Source organism: Bacillus sp. FSL L8-0099 (assembly GCF_038006385.1).
Taxonomy (GTDB): domain Bacteria; phylum Bacillota; class Bacilli; order Bacillales; family Bacillaceae_G; genus Bacillus_A; species Bacillus_A toyonensis.
In genome coordinates this window covers 2,919,946-2,945,422 of record NZ_JBBOVC010000001.1, presented here as the reverse complement: position 1 = coordinate 2,945,422, position 25,477 = coordinate 2,919,946, and the positions used below count along the sequence as shown (strand labels likewise).

Genomic DNA, 25,477 nt, shown 5'->3' with positions numbered 1-25,477 from the left:
CAACATACAGGAAAGGAATTAGAAAAATGACCTTACAAAATACTAAAAATTTAAAAAAACAAGTTGCTCCTTTTGAAAAATCAACGATTAAAAAAAGTGTTTGGCAACTTATCAACACAATAGTTCCATTTATTATTTTATGGTACCTTGCTTATAAAAGTTTGTCAGTTTCTTATTGGTTAACATTAGTTCCATCTCTGTTAGCCGCTGGATTTATGACACGAATTTTCATTATTTTTCATGATTGCACCCATTATTCCTTTTTTAAAAGTCGACGTGCAAATAGAATAGTTGGAACATGTATGGGTGTTTTAACTTTATTCCCATTTGATCAATGGGGGCATGAGCATTCTATTCACCACGCTACGAGTGGTAATTTGGATAAGAGGGGTACAGGGGATATTTGGACGCTTACAGTTGATGAATATGTAGCTGCACCATTTAGACTTCGTTTAGCATATCGTTTATATCGCAATCCATTCGTTATGTTTGGATTAGGTCCGATTTATGTTTTCTTGCTTAAAAATAGATTTAACCGAAAAGGTGCAAGACAGAAAGAACGTATGAATACTTATTTGACGAATATATTAATCGTTGCTTTAATAGGGGTACTTTGCTGGGCAATCGGATGGCAATCGTTCCTTTTCGTACATGGTACTATATTCTTAATAGCAGGCTCAATAGGTATTTGGCTGTTTTACGTACAGCACACATTTGAGGATTCTTATTTTGAAGAGGATAAAGATTGGGAATATGTGAAAGCGGCAGTGGAAGGAAGTTCTTTTTATAAGCTTCCAAAAATTTTGCAATTCTTAACTGGTAATATTGGATTCCATCATGTTCACCATTTAAGCCCAAGAGTACCTAACTATAAACTAGAAGAGGCACACAATAATACGCTTCCGTTAAAAAATGTACCAACGATTACGCTTGCTACAAGCTTACAATCACTACGTTTCCGTCTTTGGGATGAGAAAAGTAACAATTTTGTTAGCTTTAAAGATGTCAAAAATATAATTAAAAATAATGTTTCTGTTCGAGTGAAATCTGAACTATAACTTCATCGCATATGAAAAACTCCCCTTAATCATTTTTGATTTAAGGGGAGTTTTTGTTTAAATAGTAGATGATTGATGAGGAGGGGATTTCAAATTGTAATTACGAAGGATTAGGAAATGTCGTTAAGGATAATTGATTCTCGTTTAAATGAAAATGATGAAGTGAAAATAGAGCCTGCTACAAATTTGCAACAGGAATCTATTATGGATAGCCGAAGACATCGGCTGAACGAAATTATCCGTTATCTTAATAGCGAATGATTACAATCGACTATTTCTCCCAAAGCTCGATGAGTCGTCCTTCAGGATCTTTAATCCAAATAAACTTTCCAAATTCACTAACCTCTTCTTTCTTTTCAAGAGGTATACCAATTTGTTCAAGATGCTGAATAGTCTCATGTAGATTATGTACTTGGAAATTTAACATCACTTGTTGTTCTGTTGGAAAATAATTGTCATCTTCGTTGAAGAAAGAAAAGATAGTCTCAGTTCCTGATTCGGGTTTAATCACAGTCCCATTCCAATTTTCTATTTCAATCTTCAATACTTCGCTGTACCATTTTTTTATAACATCAATATTTTTAGTTCTCCAAAATATTCCTCCGAATCCTTTGATCATCTTATATAACTCCTGTCTATTTTTAAATTTTTAATGTGACGTAGTATAAATTTAATATATCAAAACAAAGTGGTAATAGTAAGGAAAAGCATCAACTTATGAACAATAAAAAAATAATAATTGCTAACAGCATTTCCTACATTAATTATACCGACATCATCTTTGAAACCAAAGTAAAGGAATGTAGCAATACTGACCCGTTTGAGTATAACACTTGAACGCAAAAACCTCCTGAACAATTCAAAACACGAAGTGCTATAAATAATCATTTCAATAGTATAGAAGAAATAGGGGAATTGTTCCTGAGAAAATGAATGAAGGAATGATAAAAGACCGCACATGAAGTGAAATCCATGCGCGGTCTTCTCTGTATCGTACAGTACTACAAAGGTTCGCTAATTTTAGCTTCTTTATGAGTGCTACTGGTGATTTTTTTCTTAATCTTAAAGTGATAGTAAGTGTAGCAAAAGATGATAAATGGTACAGTACAGTAGATTCCTAGTCTTTGATCGGGGATAAAGATAAGACTTACTAATATAATGCCATACAATCCAAAACCAAGAATGGGTACAAGTGGATAAAGTGGTGTTTTGAATTTTAAGTCTTCTAATTTTCCACCTTCAGCTAAATAGCGTTTACGGAAAAAGAATTGAGAAACACAAATTGACATCCAAACAATGATTGTAATGACTCCAGAAATCGAAATAAGCCATAAATAAACCGTTTCAGCAGCTACCACGCTTGTCAAAAGAGAAAAAGCAGAAATAGCTATCGTCAAGATTAAAGCGTTTAGTGGTATTCCTCGTGATGATAATTTCTTTAAAAAGGCTGGCGCCATTTCATTTTTTGATAATGACCAAAGCATGCGAGTTGCGGCGTACAGTCCTGAGTTTGCGACAGAAAGAACAGCAGTAAGAATAACAAAGTTCATAATATCAGCTGCATACGGAATACCGATATTATCAAAAACAGCAACGAATGGGCTCTTTGTTAATCCTGCTTCTTCCCAAGGAATTAAAGCTACGAGAACAAAAATTGCTAAAACGAAGAAAAACATCGTGCGCCATATAATATTTCTAATAGAACGAGGCAAAGTCTTTGCTGGATCTTCACTTTCACCAGCTGCGATTCCGACAAGTTCTGTACCTTGGAAGGAATAATTGACCGTAACCATTGTTAATAGAATAGCGGCAAGTCCATTCGGGAATAAACCACCGTGATTTACGAAATTTGAAAGAAGCGGAGCTGGTTCGTCTCCTTTTAAGTCAATAAAACCGAACATAGCGGCGCCACCAAGAATAATGAAAGCGATAATGGCAGATACTTTAATGCTTGAAAACCAAAATTCTGTTTCTGCATAACTACGAGCAGATAATGCGTTTATAGTGAATATGGTAACGCCAAATATTAAACACCAAACCCAGACGGGAATATCAGGAAACCAGCGCTGCATCGTAATACCGGCAGTTGTAAATTCAAGACCGGTCGTATTCGCCCAGCTTAACCAATACAACCAGCCGATTGTAAACCCAGTTGCAGGGCTAATAAACTTGGTTGCATATTCCTGGAAAGAACCTGAGACAGGCATGGCTACAGCAAGCTCACCAAGACATAGCATAACGAGATACATTAATAATCCACCGGCCATAAAGGCAAGTACGGATCCGCCAGGTCCAGCTTTACTTATAATAAAACCAGATCCGTTAAATAACCCCGTTCCAATCACACCACCGAGTGCAATCATAAATAAATGTCTACTTTTCATTGTGCGCTTTAATTCATTGTTTGTATTGTTTACTTGCGTCATTGTTTTCCTCACTTTCAAAATTGGTAGTATGAAAATTGATGTTTTTCCGTATTATGGAATGTATTCCGTGATGTGAAAACTTGTTATAATTTTCAGATAATTGAAAAGAAAAGTCAATATTTTTTTGTTTGCGTTTTCAAAATGTTGATAGCGTATCTTTTGTTTATTTTGAAAATTAAATAAATTGATTGATTTCAGTTTGAATTTTTGATAAATTGATAGTTAATTAGGCTAAACATACTACAAGTAAAGTTGAGGCGAATTATGGTACAGTCCATTGATCGAGCGATAAGTATTATTAAGCTATTAAATTCTACAAATGAAAAAGAGTATTGGGCTATTTCTGATATAGCTGATGGAACACATCTTCCGGTTAGTACAGTACATAGATTACTTAATTCTCTAATGGAGCATGGGTTAGTTACACAAATTTCAGAAACAAAGCAGTACAAGATTGGGCCAATGTGGATGGAAATAGGATTACGTCAATTGGAGAAGGTAGACTATAGATCTGTTGCAAGGGAAGTGATGAAGCGATTGGCCGCTGAAGTGGAAGAAAGTGTCTATTTGAACATTCCAAATGGAACTCATTCTATTATTATTGAAAGAATTGATAGCCCTTTAAAAATTCGGGTTATCGATAACTTAGGGGAACAGATTCCACTTTCGATTGGCGCCGCAAATAAAACGATGCTTGCCAATATGAAAACGAATGAAATGGAATACATTGTAGAACAATTGCTTTCTTCTTTACCAGAACAAAAGCAAATTCTTCTTAATCAAATAAAACAAATAGAAAATGAAGGATATGCTGTAAGTTATGGTGAAAAAACAGAAGGGACAGCTTCAGTAGCTGCACCTATTATCGGATTCAATCATAAAGTAGTAGGAGCATTAAGTGTTGGGTTAATTAGTCATCGTATTAATGATGATCGACTATCTTTTCTTATTAGTAAGGTAAAAGAAGCAGCTCATGAAATTTCAATAAAAATCGGCAGTACATCAGAATTATAATTTTGATAACTGTCGTCAGTTTTTTATTCATATATTGGAATTGGTTTTCATAATGCGGAAAAATAGGGGGATTACTATGTCAAAGTGGCAATCAAAAGAACAATTGATTCAGTTATTAAGCAATCTTGTTGAAATTCCTAGTATTACAGGTTCAGAAGCTGAAGTTATATTACCAGACTTTGTTGTAGAACAATTATCTGACTTACAGTATTTCAAACAAAATCCGCATCATTTGCAAAAAAATCCGACAGGGGATGGACGATATTTTGTTACCGCTCTAGTAAAGAAAAGTGATAGTACGAAAAATACTGTAATTCTTGTTAGTCATTTTGATGTTGTAGATGTACAAGATTATGGAGTGTGGAAAGAAGAGGCATTTCATCCTAAAAAGTTAACATCTATGTTTTACTCCCATAAAGATGAACTACCAGATCATGTACGTGAAGATATAGAACAGGGAGATTGGCTATTTGGTAGAGGGACAATGGATATGAAATGTGGTCTAGTTTTACAAATGGCAATGGTTGAGCAAGCTTGTGAAGGAAGATTTGATGGGAATGTTCTTTTATTAGCTGTTCCAGATGAAGAAGTGAACTCCGTAGGGATGAGAGCAGCTGTTCCGAGATTATTAGATTTAGCAAGAGAACATGATTTAGAATTTAAAACGGTTCTAAATTCAGAGCCTATGTTTTCAAGGCATCCTGGGGACCAAAATAAGTATATTTATACTGGTTCTATTGGGAAGGTGTTACCTGGTTTCCTTTGCTATGGAAAAGAGACACATGTAGGCGAACCTTTTGCAGGCTTAAATGGGAGTTATATGGCTGCATTATTAACAGCAGAATTAGAGTTGAATACGGACCTTTGTGATATTGTAGATGGTGAAGCGAGTCCTCCACCAACTAACTTGCTTCAAAGAGACTTAAAAGAGGACTATTCTGTACAAATTCCGCATCGTGCAGTCACACTATTTAATTTGTTTTTACTAGAAAAATCGATGACAGATGTCGTTTCGTTGCTGCGTCAAAAAGTAACGAAAGTAGCAGAGAAAATCGAAGAGTCTTACGAGAAGCAAGCGTATCGTTTTTCTAAATATAATCCGTTCATACCTCCTAATCTTAAAGTAAATGTATTAACGTATGAAGAGCTTATCGCGTATGCAATTGAACAACATGGAAAAGAGACAATAAATGATATTCAATCTAATATTATAAAAAATAGAGAAGATAAAGATGATCGTGCAGTAACAATCGATTTAGTTGATAAATTAGCTATATTATGTAAAGAAAAAGCGCCGATGATTGTACTTTTTTTCGCTCCGCCGTACTATCCAGCTGTGAGTTCACGCAACAATCCTTTCATTAAAGAGGTAGTTGTAGAAATGGAAAAGTATGCCCAATACAATCATAGCATTACATTTGAAAATCAAAATTATTTTGGAGGAATTTCAGATTTAAGCTATGTGGGCTTACAGAACCCATTGGATTCAATGAGTTCTCTTGTAGACAATATGCCATTATGGGATAAAGGCTATTCAATTCCACTTCAGGAATTAGAAGAGTTTGACGTTCCGGTATTAAATATGGGGCCGGTAGGAAAAGATGCACATCAATGGACAGAGCGTCTAGACGTAAATTACGCATTTGAAACGCTATTCGATATGTTACCGATATGTATTGAAAAATTACTTGTATCTAATAAAATTACACAGTCATAGTTAGGTGTGTATAAAAGTGAATGAATGGAAAACATAACATTCTTAGAGAAGGTATAGAAATAGAAGCCAAAAAGAGGATTTGAATATAATTATTTTAATATAATAAAAACAAAACGGGCAAACTCAATCATTTATGAATTTGTCCGTTTATCTTTTGGCGAAAATAGGGGTATGTAAACTACATGTGTATATAGTCAAAAACAGTTTGTAATTAGTGTTTACTTTTTAGTTTGATTAGATAATTCAATAGACTTTTGCGTGCAACGTTGCATAGCTGAAATGATGGCTGTTCGTAAGCCTTTTTCTTCTAATGTTGCTACAGCCTCTATTGTCGTTCCGCCTGGGGAACAAACCATATCTTTCAATGCACCTGGATGTATTCCTGTTTCCAATACCATTTTTGCAGAACCTAACACAGCTTGAGCTGCGAATTTATATGCTTGATTTCTTGGCATACCATCTAGTACAGCAGCATCTGCCATCGCTTCTATAATCATATATACGTATGCTGGCGAAGAACCACTTACAGATGTTACAACATCCATTAATTTTTCGCTTACGATCTCTGTTTGACCAAAACTATTGAAAATGTTTAGTACATCTTCTAAATCTTTTTCTGTAACCATTTCGTTAGGGCATAAAGCAGACATTCCTTCTCCAACAAGAGCAGGAGTATTAGGCATTACTCTCACAACCTTTAATTTTTTATCAAAGGCATCTTCAGTACTATTAATGCTTTTCCCTGCAGCGATTGTTACGATGATAACGTCGTTTTTAATCACTTCTTTTATTTCATTAATTACGGAGGAGTATAAGTCTGGTTTTATTGATAAAATTAAAATATCAGCCTTTTTAGCTACTTCATTGTTGTCAGTAGTTGTAGTTATCCCGTATTTTTCACTAGCATTTTTTAAATTCATAGTGTTCAAATCTGAACACATGATTTTATTTGAAGATACTATATTATTGTTTATCATACCGCCAATTATAGCCATCCCCATATTTCCGCATCCGATGAATCCAATTTGTTTGTTCATAATAACTCGATCTTGCTCCTTTTATAATAAATTATATCGGTTTGATATTATTATCTTAGAATAAGAATAACATCCCTGTGCAATATAAAGAAACATTCTAAGAGAATATATTCCTTTTTGCAACACTAAAAGATAAAAATTAACTATATTCGACATTATGTAAATATATACACTATAATTTAAGGTTTTATGCTTATGAATATGAGTTAAACTTATATCAATTTTTATTTTCATTCAGTAGGGCGATAATTTCATACCAGTAACTTGCGGCTCTATTTATTTTTAAAAATACCTCTTGACACCGAATCGAACTATATCGCATAATATAAAAAAATCAGATTGAAAATCGTTGAAGGGAATTAGTACATATGTCTTCTTACGAAAGAGAGTGGAATTCACCGGCTGAAAGATTCCTCGTATAGAATGTATCGAACCTATCCCTGAGTCTTAAATGAAAGTTTAGGCGTTCGCCTGCGTTATAGGCGTCAAGTGGATATCTATGTATATCAATCAAGGTGGTACCGCGGAACAATGACCGTTTCGTCCTTATTATTTTATTAAGGGCGAAGCGGTCATTTTTATTTTGCTCTTTCATACTACAGGGCAGCATGGATGAGAATAAATATAGCTGCAAACTGAATGAATAGAAGTGTAATGTATAAAAACTTTGATTTTAGACTTGGGGGTTACAAAAGTGAAAAAACAACGAATTGTTGTAAAGATAGGGAGTAGTTCCTTGGCAGATAGTCATGGAGGCATTTCTAAAGAACAACTTTCAGATCACGTTGCCGCATTGGCACGACTGAAACAGGAAGGGCATGAAGTTTTGTTAATTACATCTGGAGCCGTCGCAGCAGGTTTTTCTGCTCTTGGGTATCCTAGCAGACCAGTGACAACTAAAGGGAAACAGGCTGCAGCAGCTGTCGGACAAAGTTTATTAATGCAGGCGTACACAGAGGAGTTCCGTAAATATGATATTGTTACTGCACAACTTTTATTAACGAGAAGTGATTTTTCTAGAAAAGAACAATACAGTAACGCGTACGCTACTTTAGGAGAGCTACTAAACCGTTCCGCTCTTCCTATCATCAATGAAAATGATTCCATTTCTTTAGAGGAGCTGACGTTCGGTGATAATGATATGCTGTCAGCTTTAGTAAGCGGACTTGTGTCGGCAGATATGCTTATGATTTTTACGGATGTGAACGGTTTATATGACAAAAATCCTCAAAAAAATACGGATGCGAAAAAATATTATTTTCTTCCTGAAGTTACGGAAGAAATCGCTTCTCTTGCTGGAGATGCTGGTTCAAAACTTGGAACTGGCGGTATGAAATCAAAAATCGATGCTGCAAAGACGGCACTATCTCTTGGAGTGAGTGTATTTATCGGAACAGGACGTGGACAGGAAAAGTTTTTAGATGTTTTGAAGGGCAAAGGTGATGGAACGTATATCGGTAATGCTCCTCAAAAAGTAATTAAAATGAACAAGCAATGGATCGCCTTGCATTCGCTTGTTAGCGGTCAAATTGAAGTAGATGCCGGGGCAGCTACTGCTATCATTCAACATGGAAAGAGCCTTCTTCCTGCTGGTGTTACAAATGTGTCAGGATTTTTCCAAGTGGGTGAAGTCGTGGAAGTAATTACGCAACAAGGGCGCGTAATAGGAAAAGGACAATGCACATATAGCGCGGAGGAACTAAGGAATTTAAAAGGTATGCAAAGCCAAGATATTCAAGCAAGAGGCGAAAGGCATAATTATGAAGTCATCCATAGAGATCATTGGGTTTCATTTTAAGAAAAGAGAGCACGCAAATTTGAATGGGCAGGTAAGTTTTAGATACTCGTGTTAAATGGTTCTCAAATAATATACTGATTAACCTTTAAAAAGGAGGAAATAAAAATGAATGAAGTGTTGGCAAAGGGGAAAAAAGCGAAAGAGGTTGCTAGAGAACTTGTGCTTACATCTACAAATCAAAAAAATGAAGCACTTACCGCAATTGCTGATCAGTTGATAGTAGAAACAGCTTATATTGTAGAGGAAAACAAACGGGATATTGAAGAAGGTAAGGCAAAAGGATTTTCTGAGTCACTCCTTGATCGTCTTATGCTGAATGAACAACGTATCATTGATATGACTGAGGGAATTAAGCAGCTAATTGATTTACGTGATCCTGTTGGGGAATGTGTAAGTGCATGGGAAAGACCAAATGGACTATCTATTCAGGAGATGCGAGTACCACTTGGTGTTGTCGGGATGATTTACGAGGCAAGGCCGAATGTGACAGTAGATGCTGCTACAATTTGTTTGAAAACAGGAAATGCAGTCATATTGCGTGGTAGTTCTTCCGCTATCCATTCTAATAAAGCGATAGTTGCTGTAATTCACCGAGCGCTCAAACAAACGAGCTTGCCTCAAGAAAGTGTACAGCTCATAGAAGATACGACGCGGGATAGCGCGAAGCAGTTATTTACATTAAATGACTACTTGGATGTTCTTATCCCAAGAGGTGGCAAGCAATTAATCGATACTGTAGTAAGAGAAGCGTCTGTTCCAGTACTTGAAACAGGTGCGGGAAATTGTCATATTTTCATTGATGAAACAGCGGATAAACAAATGGCATTTAATATTATTATAAATGCAAAAACGCAGCGTCCATCTGTATGTAATGCAATTGAAACGATTATACTTCATGAAAAGTGGGCGCAGCAATTTGGTAGCGAACTGTTTTCTTTATTGAAGGAAAGAGGCGTGGAGCTACGTGGTGAGAAGAAAGCATTGGCAATTGATTCTTCTATTGCATTAGCTTCAGAAGAGGATTGGGAAACTGAGTTTTTATCTCTCACGCTAGCAGTTAAAGTCGTTTCTACAGTAGAAGAAGCGATTCATCACATAAATACGTATGGATCCATGCATTCCGAAGCGATTATTACAGAGAACGAGGAAAACGTCAGCAAGTTTTTCACATCCGTTGATGCCGCAGCACTTTATCATAATGCATCGACTCGTTTTACGGATGGATCTGAATTCGGATTTGGCGCAGAAATTGGCATCAGTACGCAAAAGCTACACGTAAGGGGACCAATGGGACTTCCTGCATTAACTTCTACAAAATATGTGATTCGTGGGAATGGACAGATTCGGGGATAAAAATTATAAAGGAAAAAGTGAAATAATAACGAAAGACACCCAATTTCATTTAGGTGTCTTTCGTTATTATAAGTATTGATTTACCACACAAAAAGCCCCACGAGCATAGCGCTTAACAAGGAAACAGCCATTCCGCTAACAAGAAGCTTCCAAACATTTTTACCGATTATTGATGATTTTTCTCCGCCAAATAATGAATTGTAAGTTCCGTATATCATACCTACTGTACTAAAGTTAGCAAAAGAGGCTAGAAATGTAGTTGCAACAGCAATCGTATGCGGTTGTAAAGACTTTAAGTTTGATTTTAAATCCATCATGGCAACAAATTCATTCGTTGTGATTTTGATTCCCATTAATTCAGCTACATACATAGCATCTTTACCTGTTAAACCGAGTAAAAAAGCAAAGGGGCTAAAGATAATGGAGAAGATTTTTTGAATTGTTAAACTTGCTACAAAAAAGCTTAAAATACCATTTAAACATGCTGTTAAAGCTACATATCCAATTACCATAGCTAAAATAACGATTACCATATTCATTCCGACTAACATACTGTTTGAAATAGTAGAAAAGAAATCTTTTTTTTCATTTTTTGAAGGTTTATAAACAACATCTTCTTCTTTCGTAACTTCAATAGGATTTAAAACATTAGCTAAAATTAATGCGTTAATACAGTTTAAAGGAATAGCGCTGAAAATATATGTTGCTGGAACCATTGATAGATAAGCACCAAGAATGGATCCGCTGACACTACTCATACTCATAATTCCAAAAGTCAACAAACGATTTTCTTTTAAAACAGATAATTGATCACGAACAACCGCAAGTGCTTCCGTATTTCCTAAAAACATCATTTGAATGGAAAAGAAACTTTCTAACTTTGGTAAACGAGAAATCTTAGAAATAAGTGCACCAACTTTATCAATGATCCAAGTTAAGACTCCAAAGTAGGAAAGGATATCAAAAAAAGTGATAACAAAAATGATAGGAAGTAAGGCGCTAAAGAAGAAATCAACTGTTTGATTTTCCATAGCTGAAGGAAATGCAAAACGAATACCTTCATTCGCGCACGATAGTAGCCAACTGAAAAATGACGCAATTTTATTAATAATAATACTGCCCAATTTGGTGCCTAACATAAACCACGTAATAAAAAGCTCCAATATGATTAGAATAACGATTGGTCTCCATTTTATTTTTCTTTTATTAGGCGAACAAAGGAAGACGATTAATATTACAACAAAAATCCCTAACATATTTAATATGAAATGCATGTCAACAACTCCTTGAGGCTTATTATTTGTATATAAAAAAGCCTCTATTCTTCCAAATTTGGATTATAATCAGGAGTTATGAAGAATGTGAATTATGTTTAGCATTCATCTATTTCAATTAATGTACTAACAATTAATGTTTTCGCTTTATAAAGTATATGTATTAGGAATGTAAAGCAACAAATTAAATCTATTGACGGAACGGAGGATAACTAATAACTGCATCCATTTTTAAATTGTTTAGGCGAAATACCAGTATGTTTTTTAAATACCTTTGTAAAATGACTTTGGTCGTGAAAATTTAGTACTGTAGAAATTTCGGATATAGAATGTCTCGTATATGTCATTAACTTTTTTGACTCATCGACTTTCGCACGCTGAATATATTCATTTAAAGAAATTCCAACTTCTTTTTTGAAAAGGGAAGATAAATAACTAGGGTTTAATGTGACTATTTCTGCAAGGATATTTAGTGTAATATCACCATAAAGATGAGTGAATATATAATTCTGACATACGTTTATATGTTTTGAATGTTGCTGCACTGTACTATTTTTGACACGTTCTGCAAACTCAAGTAACGCATTCTCTAAAAAAGGGGGAATTGCTTCATTTTTATGTATTTCTTCGAGTTTTTGTATAAATAAATCACTAATAGTATATGCGATTTCAGGGAAAACTCCACCTTCAATAGCAGATCTAGTTGCAAGTGTAATAGCTGCAATGGCAGAATTCTTTTGGCTTCGCAGGTGACTTGTCTTTGATAACACCCCAAGTTCTCCTGATTCAGGTAATCTCCTTAGATTTTTAATTAACTCCTCCTTTTTCCCTTGCTTAATACATTCAAATATTTTCCTCTCGGCTAGTGGATCGATATGAGTTAATGTACTTTGTCGTTGCTCTGATATATGTACATCAGGCTGTTCAATTTCGAATTCCGCCTTTTTTATTAGCATGTTTTTTTGCAGTATATCAGCTATGTCCAACTGTTTCTGATATAGCATGTAATAAAGCACTAAACTTACATTTAAAAAACTCATATTATTTAATACGGGTAGAGAACGATAATATCGAATCATTTCTTCTTTGTTTATTTTTAGTTGAAGATCATTAACAATGCCATTAATTGATGTTTCTGATAGCCTGGAATAAAGGACTGGTCCAACAATTATATTCCCACTAATTTGGTCGTTCAAACGCAGATGAATTGCGAAAAAGTTTTCGAGAAAGGCGGTCTCTACTAGTGACGGAAAAGTATAGGAAGGCTGTTCCTTATATAGTTCATTCAGTATTGCCTCTTTGGAAGAATACATAGGGTTATGCAGAATATTGGACGAGATTTCAAATACTAAATCTCCTTTGTTAGTAAGGAAATAGATAGGTGTTTTATGTAGATCAAAGACTAGCTTACAAATATAATATAGATCTTCTCGTTTGGAGCAATTCATTATTTTAACCTCTATTCTTTAAAAAACAGCTAAAATTTTTACAAGTAGTCTAAAAAATATACCATAATATCTGAAAGATAATAACTATAATATCATTAAGAAAGCGTTTACTTATATGTTTTTTAGGAGGGCTATCATGAAAAGAGATATTAAGAAAATCATTTCTGAAATGACGCTAGAAGAAAAGGCAAGTCTATGTTCTGGATTAGACTTTTGGAATACAAAAGGGATTGAACGATTAGGGATTCCATCAATTATGGTAACTGATGGACCACATGGTCTAAGAAAACAGGCAGAGGGAGCAGATCACTTAGGGATTTATAACAGTATTCCATCGACTTGTTTCCCTTCAGCAGTAGGGCTAGCAAGTACATGGAATAAAGACTTAATACATGAAGTAGGAGTTGCATTAGGAGAAGAATGTCAGGCTGAACATGTAGGTGTTCTCCTTGGACCAGGTGCAAATATTAAACGTTCACCGCTATGCGGAAGAAATTTTGAATATTTTTCAGAGGACCCGTATTTATCATCGCAAATGGCTATAAATCATGTTAAAGGCGTCCAAAGTCAAGGCATTGGAACGTCATTAAAGCATTTCGCAGCTAATAATCAAGAGCATCGCAGAATGTCTGTAGATGCAATTGTTGATGAAAGAACTTTACGTGAAATTTACCTTGCAAGCTTTGAAGATGTTATTAAGGAAGCACAGCCTTGGACAGTAATGAGTGCTTACAATAAAGTAAATGGTGAATACGCTTCGGAAAATAACTATTTGTTACATGATATTTTAAAAGATGAATGGGGATTTGAAGGCTTTGTCGTATCTGATTGGGGCGCAGTAAATGAACGTGTTGCAAGTTTAGCGAACGGTTTAGAGTTAGAAATGCCTTCAAGCTTTGGAATTGGTGAGAAGAAAATTATTGATGCAATTCATTGTGGTGAGCTAAGTGTAGAAAAGCTTGATCAAGCAGTTGAGCGTCTTCTTTACATTATTTTTAAAGCTTATGATAATCAATTAGAAAACGCTACGTATAGTAAGGACATGCATCATCAGCTTGCAAGGGAAGTTGCAAGTGAAAGTATGGTTATGTTACAAAATGAAGATTCCATTCTTCCGCTAAAAAAAGAGGGGACGGTAGCGGTAATTGGAGAATTTGCAAAGCAACCACGTTATCAAGGCGGCGGAAGCTCTCATATTAATCCAACAAAGCTTGCAAGTATTTTTGAAGAACTTGAAATGGTATCAGGTGAAAAAACGAACATTTTATTTGCACAAGGCTATGATCTTGCAAGCGATGACGTAGATGAAAACTTGATTAATGAAGCAAAAAAAATAGCTGAGAGCGCAGATACAGCTGTCCTTTTCGTTGGGCTTCCAGATCGTTATGAATCAGAAGGCTTTGATCGAAAACATTTACAAATGCCAGAAAATCACGTGCAATTAATTGAGGCTATTGCTGAAGTTCAAAGTAATATCGTTGTAGTTTTAAGTAATGGTGCGCCAATTGAAATGCCATGGATAGGTAAAGTAAAAGGAATACTTGAAGGCTATTTAGGTGGCCAAGCATTAGGCGGAGCAATTGCTGATTTATTATTTGGTGATGCGAATCCAAGTGGGAAGCTAGCAGAAACATTCCCGGAAGTTTTAAGCGATAATCCTTCTTACTTAAACTTCCCGGGTGAAGGTGATAAAGTAGAATATAAGGAAGGTGTGTTCGTTGGATACCGTTATTATGATGCAAAAAATATTGAACCATTGTTCCCATTTGGCTTTGGGTTAAGTTATACAAACTTTGAGTATAGTAAACTTTCAATAAGTAAAAACGAGATAAAGGATACGGATACTGTTTCTGTTCTTGTAAACGTGAAAAATGCTGGTAGTATAGCTGGGAAAGAAATTGTTCAGCTGTATATAAAAGATGTTGAAAGTAGTATGATTCGTCCTGAAAAAGAATTAAAAGGATTTGAAAAAGTAGAGTTGCAACCGGGAGAAGAAAAAACGGTTAGTTTTACTTTAAATAACAGGTCATTTGCTTATTATAATGTTGAATTGAAGGACTGGCATGTTGAAACAGGTGAATTCGAAATTTTAGTAGGAAAGTCTTCAAGAGAGATTGTTTTACAAGATAACATATTCGTTCAATCAACGACTATAATTAAAAAAACAGTGCATCGGAATACGTTACTAGGGGACATATTTGCGGACCGAATGTTAGCACCAATTGCAAAAGAGCTTATGGAAAAAGCATTAAAAGACAGCCCGTTTGCAAGTATGGCTGAAGGGGATAGTGATGCCTCTGAAATGATGGATGCTATGCTAAATTACATGCCGTTACGAGCGTTAGTAAACTTTAGTGCAGGCGCATTTACAGAAGAAATGTTAAGTGAAATAATTGAGCTATTGAACGATGCGCAAATGAATCAATAAGCGGCGCATGTGAAGAAGTTAGATGGGGGATTACGGTCTGGAAATACCCGATTGGTTTGGGCTAATATTTTATACTATTAATAAACATAGATTTACAAAAAAGCAAATGAGAGCTAGCATCTCATTTGCTTTTTTTGAATTTATTCAGCTAATGTAAAATCAAATAATTGTCCATTATCTACAGCAGGCCCATTTAGTTCTTTGTAATGTGGGACATTGATATAAAAAGGTCCTTCGGTAGATTCCCACTTATTATCTGTAGCAATAAAAGTAATTTTATAAAATCTAACGTTTTCACTTCTTTCGGTTCGTATCTAGACTACCTCTGTTACGATGCTATTTTTCTTATTACTTTATCTTGGGTAATAGTAGTAATTACGGGAGAGAAATTGATGTAACAGTTAACTGCGTTCAATTGTTTGGTGGCATGTTAAACTTAAGCAATTTTAATCATTATTTATAAATAAGAACGATGAGTTGGCCATGAACCTTGGAGTTTCCGAAGTTGTATAATTTGTCCTGTATGATAAGCATCGTGCAAAAGGATATTCATATATTGTTGCCAAACAGGTAGAGAAGGAATCGGTTGATCCAGTTCTGCTTCTTGAAGAGATGTTAATGAAGATTGTAAGGCATCATGTACTTGAAGCGTTCGCTTTACTGTTTGTTGCCAAGTATACTTTTTTAATTCTTTTTTAATAAACATCTTTTGTACTCTTAACTTTAGTAATTGCAAAAATAAACATACGCCTTCTACATTATTTTTCTCCATGTAATACATTCTCCTTTCTCTTCAATATGCCTGCCCTATAGTAGAACAAGAATATGAACTGCAACGTATAAAAGAGCTAAAAAAAGGAACCTCCATTATTAATAAGGTATTTAACAATCGGCGTTTTAATGGAGTAAGGATTAAAAAGATTATCATAGTCTTTAGTTTTCGGTAATTGTAATATAATTCTAAAAATATAGAAGGTATTATTCGATAATTGTAGAATTAAATATATAGCAAATAAGGAGGGGATCAAATGGAAGTCTTTCATGTAACGAGTAGAAAGAGGGAAACGTACCATATTCAAATGAAGTATTCGATACTTTTCGAATGTGCACTTGGCATTGCGGCAATTACTCATAAAAGGTTAATAGACACACTTGAAAAATCCAAAAGCGAATGGGAAAAAATTAGACAATCATTAACAGAAGAAATGAGGGAGCACTTACAGTTTGTAGAAGAGCATAATACGTGGAAAGCGCTGCTTCAGTTGTTGTATGAAGGAGATTTTCAAAATCTATCACAGTTTATTGCGAATATCGATTCGCTTTCAGAAGAAGATTTAAAGTATATATGTTTACCCTTTATAGGAGAGAAGTATGAAGAAAAAAGACGTTTAGCAGGAAATGGAGACGTAACTGCAATACAAAAATTAAAGGAACTGACAAAGGATCATCAGTTTTTCTCTACGTATATTAGCTTTATATGTAATAGTGATATACAAGAACTAAAGGACCATTTTATCGCTGTTATGACAGGATGGTATGAGAGTGTTATTAAAAAAGAGGAAGAGCAATTACTTTCTATATTAGAGCGAGACTATGAAGCAAAGAATGAAATGAATAAAAAGATGAAACCGGAAGAGTTTGTCGAGTGGGCGACTGGTGGCGTTAACTATATGCCAGAGCCAAGTGTTCATTACGTACTTCTTATCCCGCAACTGACGTACAGGCCGTGGAATATAGAAGCTGATATTGAAGATACGAAAGTGTTTCATTATCCTGTCGCAAATGAAAGTATACATCCAGAAGATCCGTATGAGCCGAATTATTTTTTAGTTCAAAAACATAAAGCACTTGGGGATGAAGCGAGATTACGAATTGTAAAAATGTTGTTTGAAAAAGAACGTACATTGCAGGAAATTACGGAAAGACTGCAACTTGGTAAATCGACAGTGCATCATCATTTAAAATTATTACGTTCGGCTAAGTTAGTTGATATACATGACGGAAAATATGTATTGAGAAAAAAAGCAGTGCAGTCGTTAGCGAAAGAATTAGATGTATTTTTAAATAGATAATATACAACGAGAATGTACATAAAGGGAGGAATTAAATAGAAAAGTTGGTGAGCTATAGTGAAGAGTGTATTGAAAAATCGTTCATTCTTTTTTATGTGGATTGGTAGCGCAATTTCGGAATTAGGCGGAGCTTTCGGGACGTTGTGTAATTCAATTCTTGTTTATGAGTTAACGGGATCAAAAACAGCATTAAGTAGTATGTGGTTATTATATTTTATCCCATCTCTCATACTGCAACTAATAAGCGGACCATTTATTGATAAATGGAGCCGAAAGTGGATTATGATTTTTTCGCAATGGATGCGGGCATCTGTTTTCTTACTACCTTTAGTCATGGTAGTTACTAGTAATATAGAAGTTTGGCACGTGTATGTCGTTCAAATTATAATTGGGCTCATTACACCGCTTTATACACCTGCAAGTCAAGCAATTACACCGAGCATTGTAAGTAAAGAACAACTTCAAGATGCAAATGCGTATATTGATGGAATGACTCGTCTTATGATGTTTCTTGCGCCACTATTAGGTGGTATCGTTATTACATTCATTGGAATCAAATTAACAATGTTGTTTGTTTGTGTTTGTCTATTCATTAGTGGGGGATTGTTACTTTTCATAAAAGAAAAAAGAGTAAAACAAGAATTGAGAAAAACGTGGCTAGAACAGTTTCTTCACGGTTTTACATATTTTTTCACAAAACCAATTATCGTTTGGCTCGGTGTATTTCTTACTTTCGTACAGTTTGGAGTAGGGGTAACGATGGTTACAAATCTTCCTTATATAAAAGACGAGTTGTCCGCAGGATATGCGGAGTTTGGTTATTTTATGGCTGGTTTCCCGCTTGGCTATGTAGTTGGATCTATACTAGTCGGAAAAGTAACATATAAAAGCCGGCGTATACTTATGCTTGGTGGATTGTTTATAGGAGGGCTCACATACATTTCGCTAGGGTTCAATCATAGTATAATAATTGCGGTAATAACTGAAGTGATTGCAGGTGTTTGCATCGCATTTTTCAATGTTCATAACACGACAATCTGCCAACAAACTGTCCCGAACAATATGATAGGAAAAGTATTTTCAGTTCGACTATTTTTCATACGATCCGCTATGCCGTTAGGTGTGTTAGTAGGAGGCATACTAAGTGAAATGTGGGGAGTTAGAGCACTATACTTTATCATCGGTGCGATTATATGTTTCACTTCTTTAATAGGAATATTACTCCCATATTTTAAATTTTTAGATGAGGCAGTTGAAGAGAAAACAGCATAATTCAAAAGATTTAAAACTTTATAATTGAAAATAATTATCATAATCAACTATAATAGAAGAATACTAGTATTCGAATTACAAAGAGGGAGTGGGATATATGTTTATCGAAACGAAAACATTTACTGTAAAAGAAGGTACATCAAATATAGTTGTAGAACGTTTCACTGGAGAAGGTATAATTGAAAAATTTGAAGGCTTCATTGACTTAAGTGTTCTTGTGAAAAAAGTAAGACGCGGCGATGAAGAAGTTGTCGTTATGATTCGCTGGGAATCTGAAGAGGCATGGAAAAACTGGGAAACGAGTGAAGAACATTTAGCTGGACATAGAGCGGGCCGTGGTAAACCAAAACCAGATCATATCATTAACGTTGAACACGGTGTTTATTATGTGAAATCATCGAAAGCGGCTTATCAGCAGTCGTAAAATATAAGCAGAGGATACATGTTGTAGAAATTAACATGTATCCTCTTTTTTAGTACTGGAGGGATGTAAGTGATAGAAAACCTTTCATTTATTACATATGAAAAACATAAAGAAATAGTGGAAATAATTTTAAACGAATGTTTATCTATAGAAAAAGTAACCGGATTTATGCTCATCGGTTCTGTCGCAAGAGGTGATGCATATCCTGATTCGGATTTAGACTTATATATTCTTTTAGAAGACGGACAAAAGAAGCGATTTTATTCTGAAATGAGAGAAGATATTTTAGTTGAATATAAGTATGCTGATTTTAATCAAATACAAGTAAACTTTAAAAATAATCAGATGGAACTATATTCATTTTTAGAAGGGAAAATTTTGTTTGATAAAAGCGGTGAATTGAAAGAATTAAAGGCAATAGCAAAACAAAAATTTGAAAACTATCGAGTTGCTAGTGATAAAGTAAAGGGCATTTCTCATTGGTTACATAGTTCGCTAATTAAAATTAAGACTGCTCTGAAAGCAAAAGATGAGTTAAAAGCATCATATATAGTTCAAACATCAACTTGGACATTGTTAGAGGGAATATGGGCTATTAATAACAAGCCAGTACCTTCAGCTGGATCTGTTTTGAAGTATATTGAAACATTATCCAAAGTACCAACTCACTTTGAAGATTTTATAAATAAACTGTTTTTAGGTGACACGACAGAGCGAATCTCTTCAGCAGTTTTCTTGATTGAGTGGATTTTAATTCATTTGGAGAATAAACAATTGAATACGATTGTTAAATTTTATTGGTAAATAGATATTCCGTTTCGAATCGTTCGTATAATTTCATTCACTGTATCTTAAAAGTTGCATTGAAAAAACGTTCTAGACGATAGAAAAAAGTATTAAACTATTAAAAAATGAACACTTGAATACAACCTTAAACATTCGGGTGTTATTAATATGGGTCAATATACTTCTGTATAGCCCCTGTTTAAAAGGAGATGTGTGAATGAAGTTGAATCATTTGAATTTATGTGTTGATGATTTATTAGAAGCGAGACATTTCTTTGAAACTTTTTTTGATTTTCAATTTTTGGAGCAAAAAGGAAAGGCACTTGTAGTGATGAGCGATGAGAGTGGATTTATACTTGTATTAAGTGATCCAAAAGCATTCAAGGGGAATAAGGACGTTACGTATCCAGAAGCTTTTCATATTGGTTTTTTAGTGGAAACTACAAATGAAGTTGATAAATCATATAATCGTTTAGTAGCTGGGGGCATTGAAATAGACAAGGCACCTTATGTGATGAGAGGTAGTAGTTATGGTTTTTATTTTACAATGTTTAATGGATTGTTAATTGAAGTATCGTGCCTTGACTATAAAGATGGTAAGAAAGTTCGATAGCAATAAGAGAAATTGTTTTGAAGATGTGAATATAGCCCCTTATCCAGTTTGGAAAGGGGCTTGAGCATTTTATTTGTATGATAAGTGAACATCAAAATGTTTATAAATTTATAAACTAGAGGATATTCCTCTTAAACTAAATATTATAGATTTGAAATAAAGTTTCATAACAAAGTCTATTTTACAAAGGAATTGCTTATGCATAAAATACCAATAATGTATACTGATACAAGAAAATTTAGAGAATTAAGCAGGTTTCCCATATGGTGCAGTACGAAACTATTATAAGTAGTACAGTGAAATAAATAGGAGGTTTTCATTATGACAGCTTCATTTAAAGCTATGTCGTTCCAGTTGAAAACGGAACGACTTGACCTGAATATGTGGGAGGAATCCGATGCAGTCTGGCTTAGAGAACTAATTGGTGAACGTGGAGTGGAAATGCCAACCGTTGAATCTGTTCGTAACGATCTTATTGAGAAGCGCAAGAAAGCAACCGAAAATGGCATATCCCTTCTCACGATTCGTAGACGAGACGAAGGCGATTTCATCGGATACTGTGGCTTAATTATCGGTCGTTCCACGCTTGAAGAGCCGGAGATTGCATATGAGTTGTTCCGCAGTGCTCATCGCATGGGTTATGCGACAGAGGCGGCATCAGCAGTACTGGAGGCTGCGATTGCTACGGGTCGCAAAAGACTTTGGTCAACTGTAGGTGCTTGGAATACGGCGTCCTTCCGGGTATTAGAAAAGATAGGATTTAAGCGGCATCACAGTACGTTTGGTGAACGAGGTGAGATTGTTTGGAACGTACGCGATCTGTAGAAATCGGATTAGATTCGGAACAATTAAAAATGTAAAAGAAAGCCCATATGTTAGATATGGGCTTTTCCTTATAGTAAATATTGATTTTGTATATATTTAAGTGTAATAGTCTATCTATTATCTTAGTTTTTTACATCACCATATAATTCCAGCGCCTCTTTCACATTCAATCCGTTCTTCACAATACCATGTATTGCTTGAATCATTGCAGCTGGATGTTCAGATTGCCATATGTTTCGGCCCATATCTACGCCAATTGCACCTTCTTGCAGTGCATTGTACGTAATGTTTAATGCGTCTTCGATTGAATCTAGTTTCGGTCCACCGGCGATGACGACTGGGGCAGGGCATGTGCTCGTTATTTTTTCGAATCCTTCGCAGTAGTACGTTTTAATAATGTCAGCACCCATTTCAACACATACGCGGGAAGCGAGTGCGAGGAAGCGTGCCTCTCGTTTTTGTAGTTCTTTTGCGACCGCGGTAATGCCGAGAACTGGTAATCCGTAATCATGAGCTTCTGAAACTACGTTTGCGAGATTTGAAACCGTTTGTGTTTCATAGTCTGATCCAACAAAGACAGAAACGCCGACGCCAATTGCGTTTTGTTTTACTGCTTCTTTCACAGGTGTAACAATAGTTTCGTTCGCTAAATCTTTACCGACGACAGTAGCTCCGCCAGATACACGCATAACCATCGGTGTGCTGCAGTTTTCAGGAATACAAGAGCTAAGTACACCTCGCGTTAAAAAAAGGGAATCTGTATAAGGAAGTAAGTTTTTAACTGTTTCTAATGGTTGTTCTAGTCCGTGAATCGGTCCTAAAAAATAGCCATGGTCGATCGCTAACATAACCGCTCTTCCATCAGGTAAAATTGTATTTAATCGATTTTTAAATCCCCAAGTCATTCGAAATCACTCCTTCGTTAATGTTGGATTTTCCGTTTGTACAGTATCTTTATTTGGTAAATGTGGTGACTTTATAAAAACAGCTTTAAAAGGTTTGTCAGAATGGTTAATAAGATAATGAGATTCATGAGGACGAACTTGTAAGACATCACCTTGTTTAATTGGAACTCTTTCATTATTTACATAGAAGTCTATTTCTCCTTCTAATGCATAAAAGACTTCCTCGCATGTTGTATGGTAATGATTTTGAAACTCTTGCCCAGGCTGAATGACAACAAGGCCAAGATCAATATTTGGACCTTGTATTAAATATTTCGGCCCGTTATCACCGAAGCGATAGGAGAAATCATTTTCATTCGCTTTTCGCATACATTTCACTCCTTTATGTAATGTGTTACAGTGCACCTGGTGCGATCCACATATGTGATGTAAGTCCTATATCAGCTAAAGTGAGCTGACTGTCATACACAGTTTTCCAAGTTTCATAGAACGCCTTATACAGTTCGTGATTTTCAGTAACTGGTTCGAATGTATTTTCCCACTGTACAAACTGTTCGGCAGTCTCTCCTATAGATGAATATATGCCAACACCAACACCAGCAGCAATCGCAGTTCCTAAAGCAGCTGCTTCTTTCACAACAGGTACTTTAACAGGAATTCCGAGTACGTCTGAAAGAATTTGTGGCCAAAGTTTTCCTTTAGCGGCGCCGCCAGCAAAAATAACTTCAGAAGGGAACGTACCAGTTAGATTTTCTATTAATTTTAAGTTACCAAGTGTAACGAAGGCGGCATTTTCTTCGATAGCGCGGAACATTTCTTTTTTTCCACATTTGTCAGCATCTAAGCTTAAATTTAAAAAAGAAGGTGCGGCATGACGCCAAGAAATGTAGTTCATGACGTTTGAAAAAGTAGGGATAATGCCATGTGAACCGACCGGTACGTCTTTCGCTTGTTCTTCTAACAATTCATAAGCATCTACACCGAGTTTTTCTGCAAGTTTCTTTTCTTCTTGGCAAAAGGCATCTCGAAACCAGCGCATAACGAGACCTGGGAAAAAGGCAATCGTTTCATATTGCCATAGGTTTGGAACGACGTGGCAATTTACGCGAATCGCAGCATGCGGATCTGTTATTGGTTTAGTAATATTCACTTCTTGTTGCCAAAAGCTGCCCCCGCATATTAATGTTTGATTAGGCTCCACGACTCCAGTTCCGAGTGATGCCATTTGAGCATCTCCGCCCCCGGCGATTACAGGAATTCCTTCGCGTAAACCAGTTAATGCTGCACACTCTTTTGTAACATTACCAATCACGGTGCCAGCTTCATTTACTTTTGGTGAAAACGGTAAAGTTATCCCGCACTCTTTAGCGACATCGTTATCCCAAGTTCTATTGTGTAAATCAAAAATTCCGGACGTACAACCGTTTGAAGGGTCGATTTGCAGTACGCCGCTTAATTTATATAAAATCCAATCATTTAACATCGTAAAAGAATGAATATTGCTATAGACTTCAGGTTCATGTTTTTTAATCCAAAGTAGGCGAGGTAAAGCCCCTAATGAAAAAGTTTGCCCAGATCTTGTATATAAATCTTCTTCAAGATGTGACCGAATTTCTTTTAGTTCACTAACTTCAGCGGATGCGCGCCCATCAACATTTGCACAAGCCCATATTTCTTGCCCATCTTTATCATATAAAACAAAACCTTCTCGCATACTAGTAGCGCTAATAGCTTGAATAGAAGAAGGAGAGACATTACTTTTTTGTAGAACTTCTTTCGTGCACTGTTGTACTAGCTCCCAGTTTTCAATTACATCAAAATTCATAGAGCCTGGGTAAAGAGGGTCGGTTTTATGAACCCATTCTTTTTGACTGACCGCAATTTGATTACCGAGTAAATCAAAAAGTACAGCTCGAATACTTCCCGTACCAGCATCAAAAGCTAATAAAGTAGACATTAACAATCACCATCCTTTCGTAATAAGGAGAGGGCTGTTTCCTCATCTGTAATTAATGTATGAATGAACTTTCCTTTTAAGGCACCATAAATTGCATCTATCTTTTCTGTACCTCCAGCAACACCAATGACATGTTTCATATTGCGAAGAATAGAGAGCGGCGTGCCAATAAGACGATTGTGATGCGGAAGCTCCAATAAATCGCCATTCGTATTATAAAACTGTCCTAAAATATCGCCAGTACCGTTTTGGCTACGAATATATGTCATTTCACGTAGTGTTAATTTTTCTTCTCTCACAATGGTAGCATCTTGAGATAACCCTCCAATACCGACAACTGCCGTTTGTGCAAGTGAAGCGACATGAAGCATATCTTTCACACTCGGTTCTGATAAAATACTTTTTGCCATTTCAGTAGTAGATGCAAGAAAAGGAGTGGGGATAATATGAAGATCACCTTGCATGTAATGTAAATAATTTTGTTTTCTTGGGAGATAGTGGTTGACTCCGCCTGTTAGCGTTACGATTGAAAGATTAATAGAACTTTCAAAATGAATGTTTTCTAGCATTTTGCTAATCGTTTCTCCCCAGCCAATACCGAGTAAATCGCCTTGCTGGAGCTGAGTCTCTAAATATTGTGCAGCAGCTTTTCCGAGAGAAGTGGCATAATTGTCTATTGGAGTAGGGATAATGAAAGCATCTTTTAGGTTGAATTTTTTCATTAGGTCACGCTCAATGCTCAAACAGTGTAAACCAGTCCCTTTTACGTGAAAAGTAACGATTCCTTCACTGCGCGCCTTATCTAATAACCGAACCACTTTATTTCTTGAAATGTGAAGAAGTGAAGCGATTTCTTGTTGTGTTAATTGATCTTTATAATAGTACCAAGCGACTTTTGTTAACAAATTTTCTTCAAAGTTCAGCTGTGGCATACTCTTCATCCCTTTCAACAATTGACCAATGCTTAAACATATGTGCCACATATGTTGTTTATTCCAGTTGAAACGATGAAACGTCTGGTGAAAAAAGTGTTCTAGATATGAAAAAAGGAATATACAATGCTACAAAAC

General features: G+C 35.6%; 23 protein-coding genes and 1 other annotated feature. Of the genes, 13 read left to right on the top strand and 10 right to left on the bottom strand.

The window, feature by feature from the left end; translation table 11 throughout:
* The first annotated feature begins 26 nt into the window (after nt 1–26).
* Entirely contained in the window at nt 27–1,058 is a 1,032-nt protein-coding gene (locus tag MHH42_RS14910; RefSeq protein ID WP_000174972.1) for a fatty acid desaturase, read from the top strand.
* Between the two features lie 117 nt (nt 1,059–1,175).
* Nucleotides 1,176–1,319, top strand: a complete 144-nt coding sequence (locus tag MHH42_RS14905) for a hypothetical protein (RefSeq protein ID WP_000058621.1) — start codon at nt 1,176–1,178, stop codon at nt 1,317–1,319.
* A gap of 10 nt (nt 1,320–1,329) precedes the next feature.
* Here the strand turns inward: MHH42_RS14905 and MHH42_RS14900 are convergent, their stop codons facing one another.
* Nucleotides 1,330–1,677, bottom strand: a complete 348-nt coding sequence (locus tag MHH42_RS14900; RefSeq protein ID WP_016108653.1) for a VOC family protein — start codon at nt 1,675–1,677, stop codon at nt 1,330–1,332.
* A 382-nt stretch (nt 1,678–2,059) separates the two neighbouring features.
* Nucleotides 2,060–3,484 (bottom strand): amino acid permease, encoded by a 1,425-nt coding sequence (locus tag MHH42_RS14895; protein ID WP_070173380.1) that lies wholly within the window; start codon nt 3,482–3,484, stop codon nt 2,060–2,062.
* Nucleotides 3,485–3,748: 264 nt separating this feature from the next.
* On the opposite strand from MHH42_RS14895, the gene MHH42_RS14890 reads away from it, so the two are divergent.
* Together MHH42_RS14890 and MHH42_RS14885 are read left to right on the top strand one after the other, a co-directional pair.
* Entirely contained in the window at nt 3,749–4,498 is a 750-nt protein-coding gene (locus MHH42_RS14890) for an IclR family transcriptional regulator (protein ID WP_000250754.1), read from the top strand.
* A 76-nt stretch (nt 4,499–4,574) separates the two neighbouring features.
* Complete coding sequence (locus MHH42_RS14885) at nt 4,575–6,215, top strand: M20/M25/M40 family metallo-hydrolase (RefSeq protein ID WP_070173379.1); 1,641 nt, start codon at nt 4,575–4,577, stop codon at nt 6,213–6,215.
* Nucleotides 6,216–6,433: 218 nt separating this feature from the next.
* Here MHH42_RS14885 and proC read toward each other — a convergent pair whose 3' ends face one another.
* Complete coding sequence (proC, locus tag MHH42_RS14880; protein WP_070173378.1) at nt 6,434–7,252, bottom strand: pyrroline-5-carboxylate reductase; 819 nt, start codon at nt 7,250–7,252, stop codon at nt 6,434–6,436.
* 340 nt (nt 7,253–7,592) lie between these two features.
* Nucleotides 7,593–7,803: a binding site (T-box leader), on the top strand.
* A gap of 143 nt (nt 7,804–7,946) precedes the next feature.
* Here proC and proB point away from each other — a divergent pair.
* Together proB and MHH42_RS14870 are read left to right on the top strand one after the other, a co-directional pair.
* Nucleotides 7,947–9,050 (top strand): glutamate 5-kinase, encoded by a 1,104-nt coding sequence (gene proB, locus MHH42_RS14875; RefSeq protein WP_000744733.1) that lies wholly within the window; start codon nt 7,947–7,949, stop codon nt 9,048–9,050.
* A gap of 105 nt (nt 9,051–9,155) precedes the next feature.
* The gene (locus tag MHH42_RS14870) at nt 9,156–10,403 is read left to right on the top strand and encodes a glutamate-5-semialdehyde dehydrogenase (protein WP_016108649.1); all 1,248 of its coding nucleotides are present in this window, start codon (nt 9,156–9,158) and stop codon (nt 10,401–10,403) included.
* A gap of 80 nt (nt 10,404–10,483) precedes the next feature.
* Here MHH42_RS14870 and MHH42_RS14865 read toward each other — a convergent pair whose 3' ends face one another.
* Together MHH42_RS14865 and MHH42_RS14860 are read right to left on the bottom strand one after the other, a co-directional pair.
* Nucleotides 10,484–11,677 carry a NupC/NupG family nucleoside CNT transporter gene (locus MHH42_RS14865; RefSeq protein WP_340893526.1) on the bottom strand — a complete coding sequence of 398 codons (1,194 nt, stop codon included), beginning with the start codon at nt 11,675–11,677 and terminating at the stop codon, nt 10,484–10,486.
* 212 nt (nt 11,678–11,889) lie between these two features.
* Nucleotides 11,890–13,125: a helix-turn-helix domain-containing protein gene (locus MHH42_RS14860; protein ID WP_000995839.1), complete on the bottom strand. Its 1,236-nt coding sequence runs from the start codon at nt 13,123–13,125 to the stop codon at nt 11,890–11,892.
* 136 nt (nt 13,126–13,261) lie between these two features.
* Between MHH42_RS14860 and MHH42_RS14855 the strand changes: the two genes are divergently transcribed.
* On the top strand, nt 13,262–15,553 hold the full coding sequence (locus MHH42_RS14855; RefSeq protein WP_097980536.1) for a glycoside hydrolase family 3 C-terminal domain-containing protein: 2,292 nt from the start codon (nt 13,262–13,264) through the stop codon (nt 15,551–15,553).
* Between the two features lie 457 nt (nt 15,554–16,010).
* Here MHH42_RS14855 and MHH42_RS14850 read toward each other — a convergent pair whose 3' ends face one another.
* Entirely contained in the window at nt 16,011–16,325 is a 315-nt protein-coding gene (locus MHH42_RS14850; RefSeq protein WP_000414471.1) for a hypothetical protein, read from the bottom strand.
* A gap of 256 nt (nt 16,326–16,581) precedes the next feature.
* Here MHH42_RS14850 and MHH42_RS14845 point away from each other — a divergent pair, with 256 nt between their 5' ends.
* The 6 genes from MHH42_RS14845 to MHH42_RS14820 all read left to right on the top strand — a co-directional run bounded on the left by MHH42_RS14845 (nt 16,582) and on the right by MHH42_RS14820 (nt 21,545).
* Nucleotides 16,582–17,625 (top strand): ArsR/SmtB family transcription factor, encoded by a 1,044-nt coding sequence (locus tag MHH42_RS14845; protein WP_070173376.1) that lies wholly within the window; start codon nt 16,582–16,584, stop codon nt 17,623–17,625.
* Between the two features lie 57 nt (nt 17,626–17,682).
* Nucleotides 17,683–18,897 carry an MFS transporter gene (locus tag MHH42_RS14840; RefSeq protein WP_070173375.1) on the top strand — a complete coding sequence of 405 codons (1,215 nt, stop codon included), beginning with the start codon at nt 17,683–17,685 and terminating at the stop codon, nt 18,895–18,897.
* Between the two features lie 97 nt (nt 18,898–18,994).
* Nucleotides 18,995–19,321 carry a heme-degrading monooxygenase HmoA gene (gene hmoA / locus MHH42_RS14835; RefSeq protein ID WP_000469501.1) on the top strand — a complete coding sequence of 109 codons (327 nt, stop codon included), beginning with the start codon at nt 18,995–18,997 and terminating at the stop codon, nt 19,319–19,321.
* Between the two features lie 69 nt (nt 19,322–19,390).
* On the top strand, nt 19,391–20,125 hold the full coding sequence (locus MHH42_RS14830) for a nucleotidyltransferase family protein (protein WP_340893524.1): 735 nt from the start codon (nt 19,391–19,393) through the stop codon (nt 20,123–20,125).
* A gap of 199 nt (nt 20,126–20,324) precedes the next feature.
* The gene (locus MHH42_RS14825) at nt 20,325–20,720 is read left to right on the top strand and encodes a VOC family protein (RefSeq protein ID WP_000773071.1); all 396 of its coding nucleotides are present in this window, start codon (nt 20,325–20,327) and stop codon (nt 20,718–20,720) included.
* A gap of 321 nt (nt 20,721–21,041) precedes the next feature.
* Nucleotides 21,042–21,545 carry a GNAT family N-acetyltransferase gene (locus MHH42_RS14820; RefSeq protein WP_000127213.1) on the top strand — a complete coding sequence of 168 codons (504 nt, stop codon included), beginning with the start codon at nt 21,042–21,044 and terminating at the stop codon, nt 21,543–21,545.
* Between the two features lie 122 nt (nt 21,546–21,667).
* On the opposite strand, the gene lsrF is transcribed toward MHH42_RS14820, so the two are convergent.
* The 4 genes from lsrF to MHH42_RS14800 are packed head-to-tail and all read right to left on the bottom strand — an operon-like array spanning nt 21,668 to nt 25,357.
* Nucleotides 21,668–22,450: a 3-hydroxy-5-phosphonooxypentane-2,4-dione thiolase gene (lsrF, locus tag MHH42_RS14815; RefSeq protein ID WP_340893522.1), complete on the bottom strand. Its 783-nt coding sequence runs from the start codon at nt 22,448–22,450 to the stop codon at nt 21,668–21,670.
* 6 nt (nt 22,451–22,456) lie between these two features.
* A complete protein-coding gene (locus MHH42_RS14810) occupies nt 22,457–22,819 on the bottom strand; it encodes a cupin domain-containing protein (RefSeq protein WP_001224016.1) in 363 nt (120 codons plus the stop codon).
* 25 nt (nt 22,820–22,844) lie between these two features.
* Complete coding sequence (gene lsrK / locus MHH42_RS14805; protein ID WP_070173374.1) at nt 22,845–24,407, bottom strand: autoinducer-2 kinase; 1,563 nt, start codon at nt 24,405–24,407, stop codon at nt 22,845–22,847.
* A complete protein-coding gene (locus MHH42_RS14800) occupies nt 24,407–25,357 on the bottom strand; it encodes a sugar-binding transcriptional regulator (protein WP_002048403.1) in 951 nt (316 codons plus the stop codon). Before MHH42_RS14800 ends, lsrK begins: the two co-directional genes overlap by 1 nt.
* Nucleotides 25,358–25,477 lie beyond the last annotated feature (120 nt).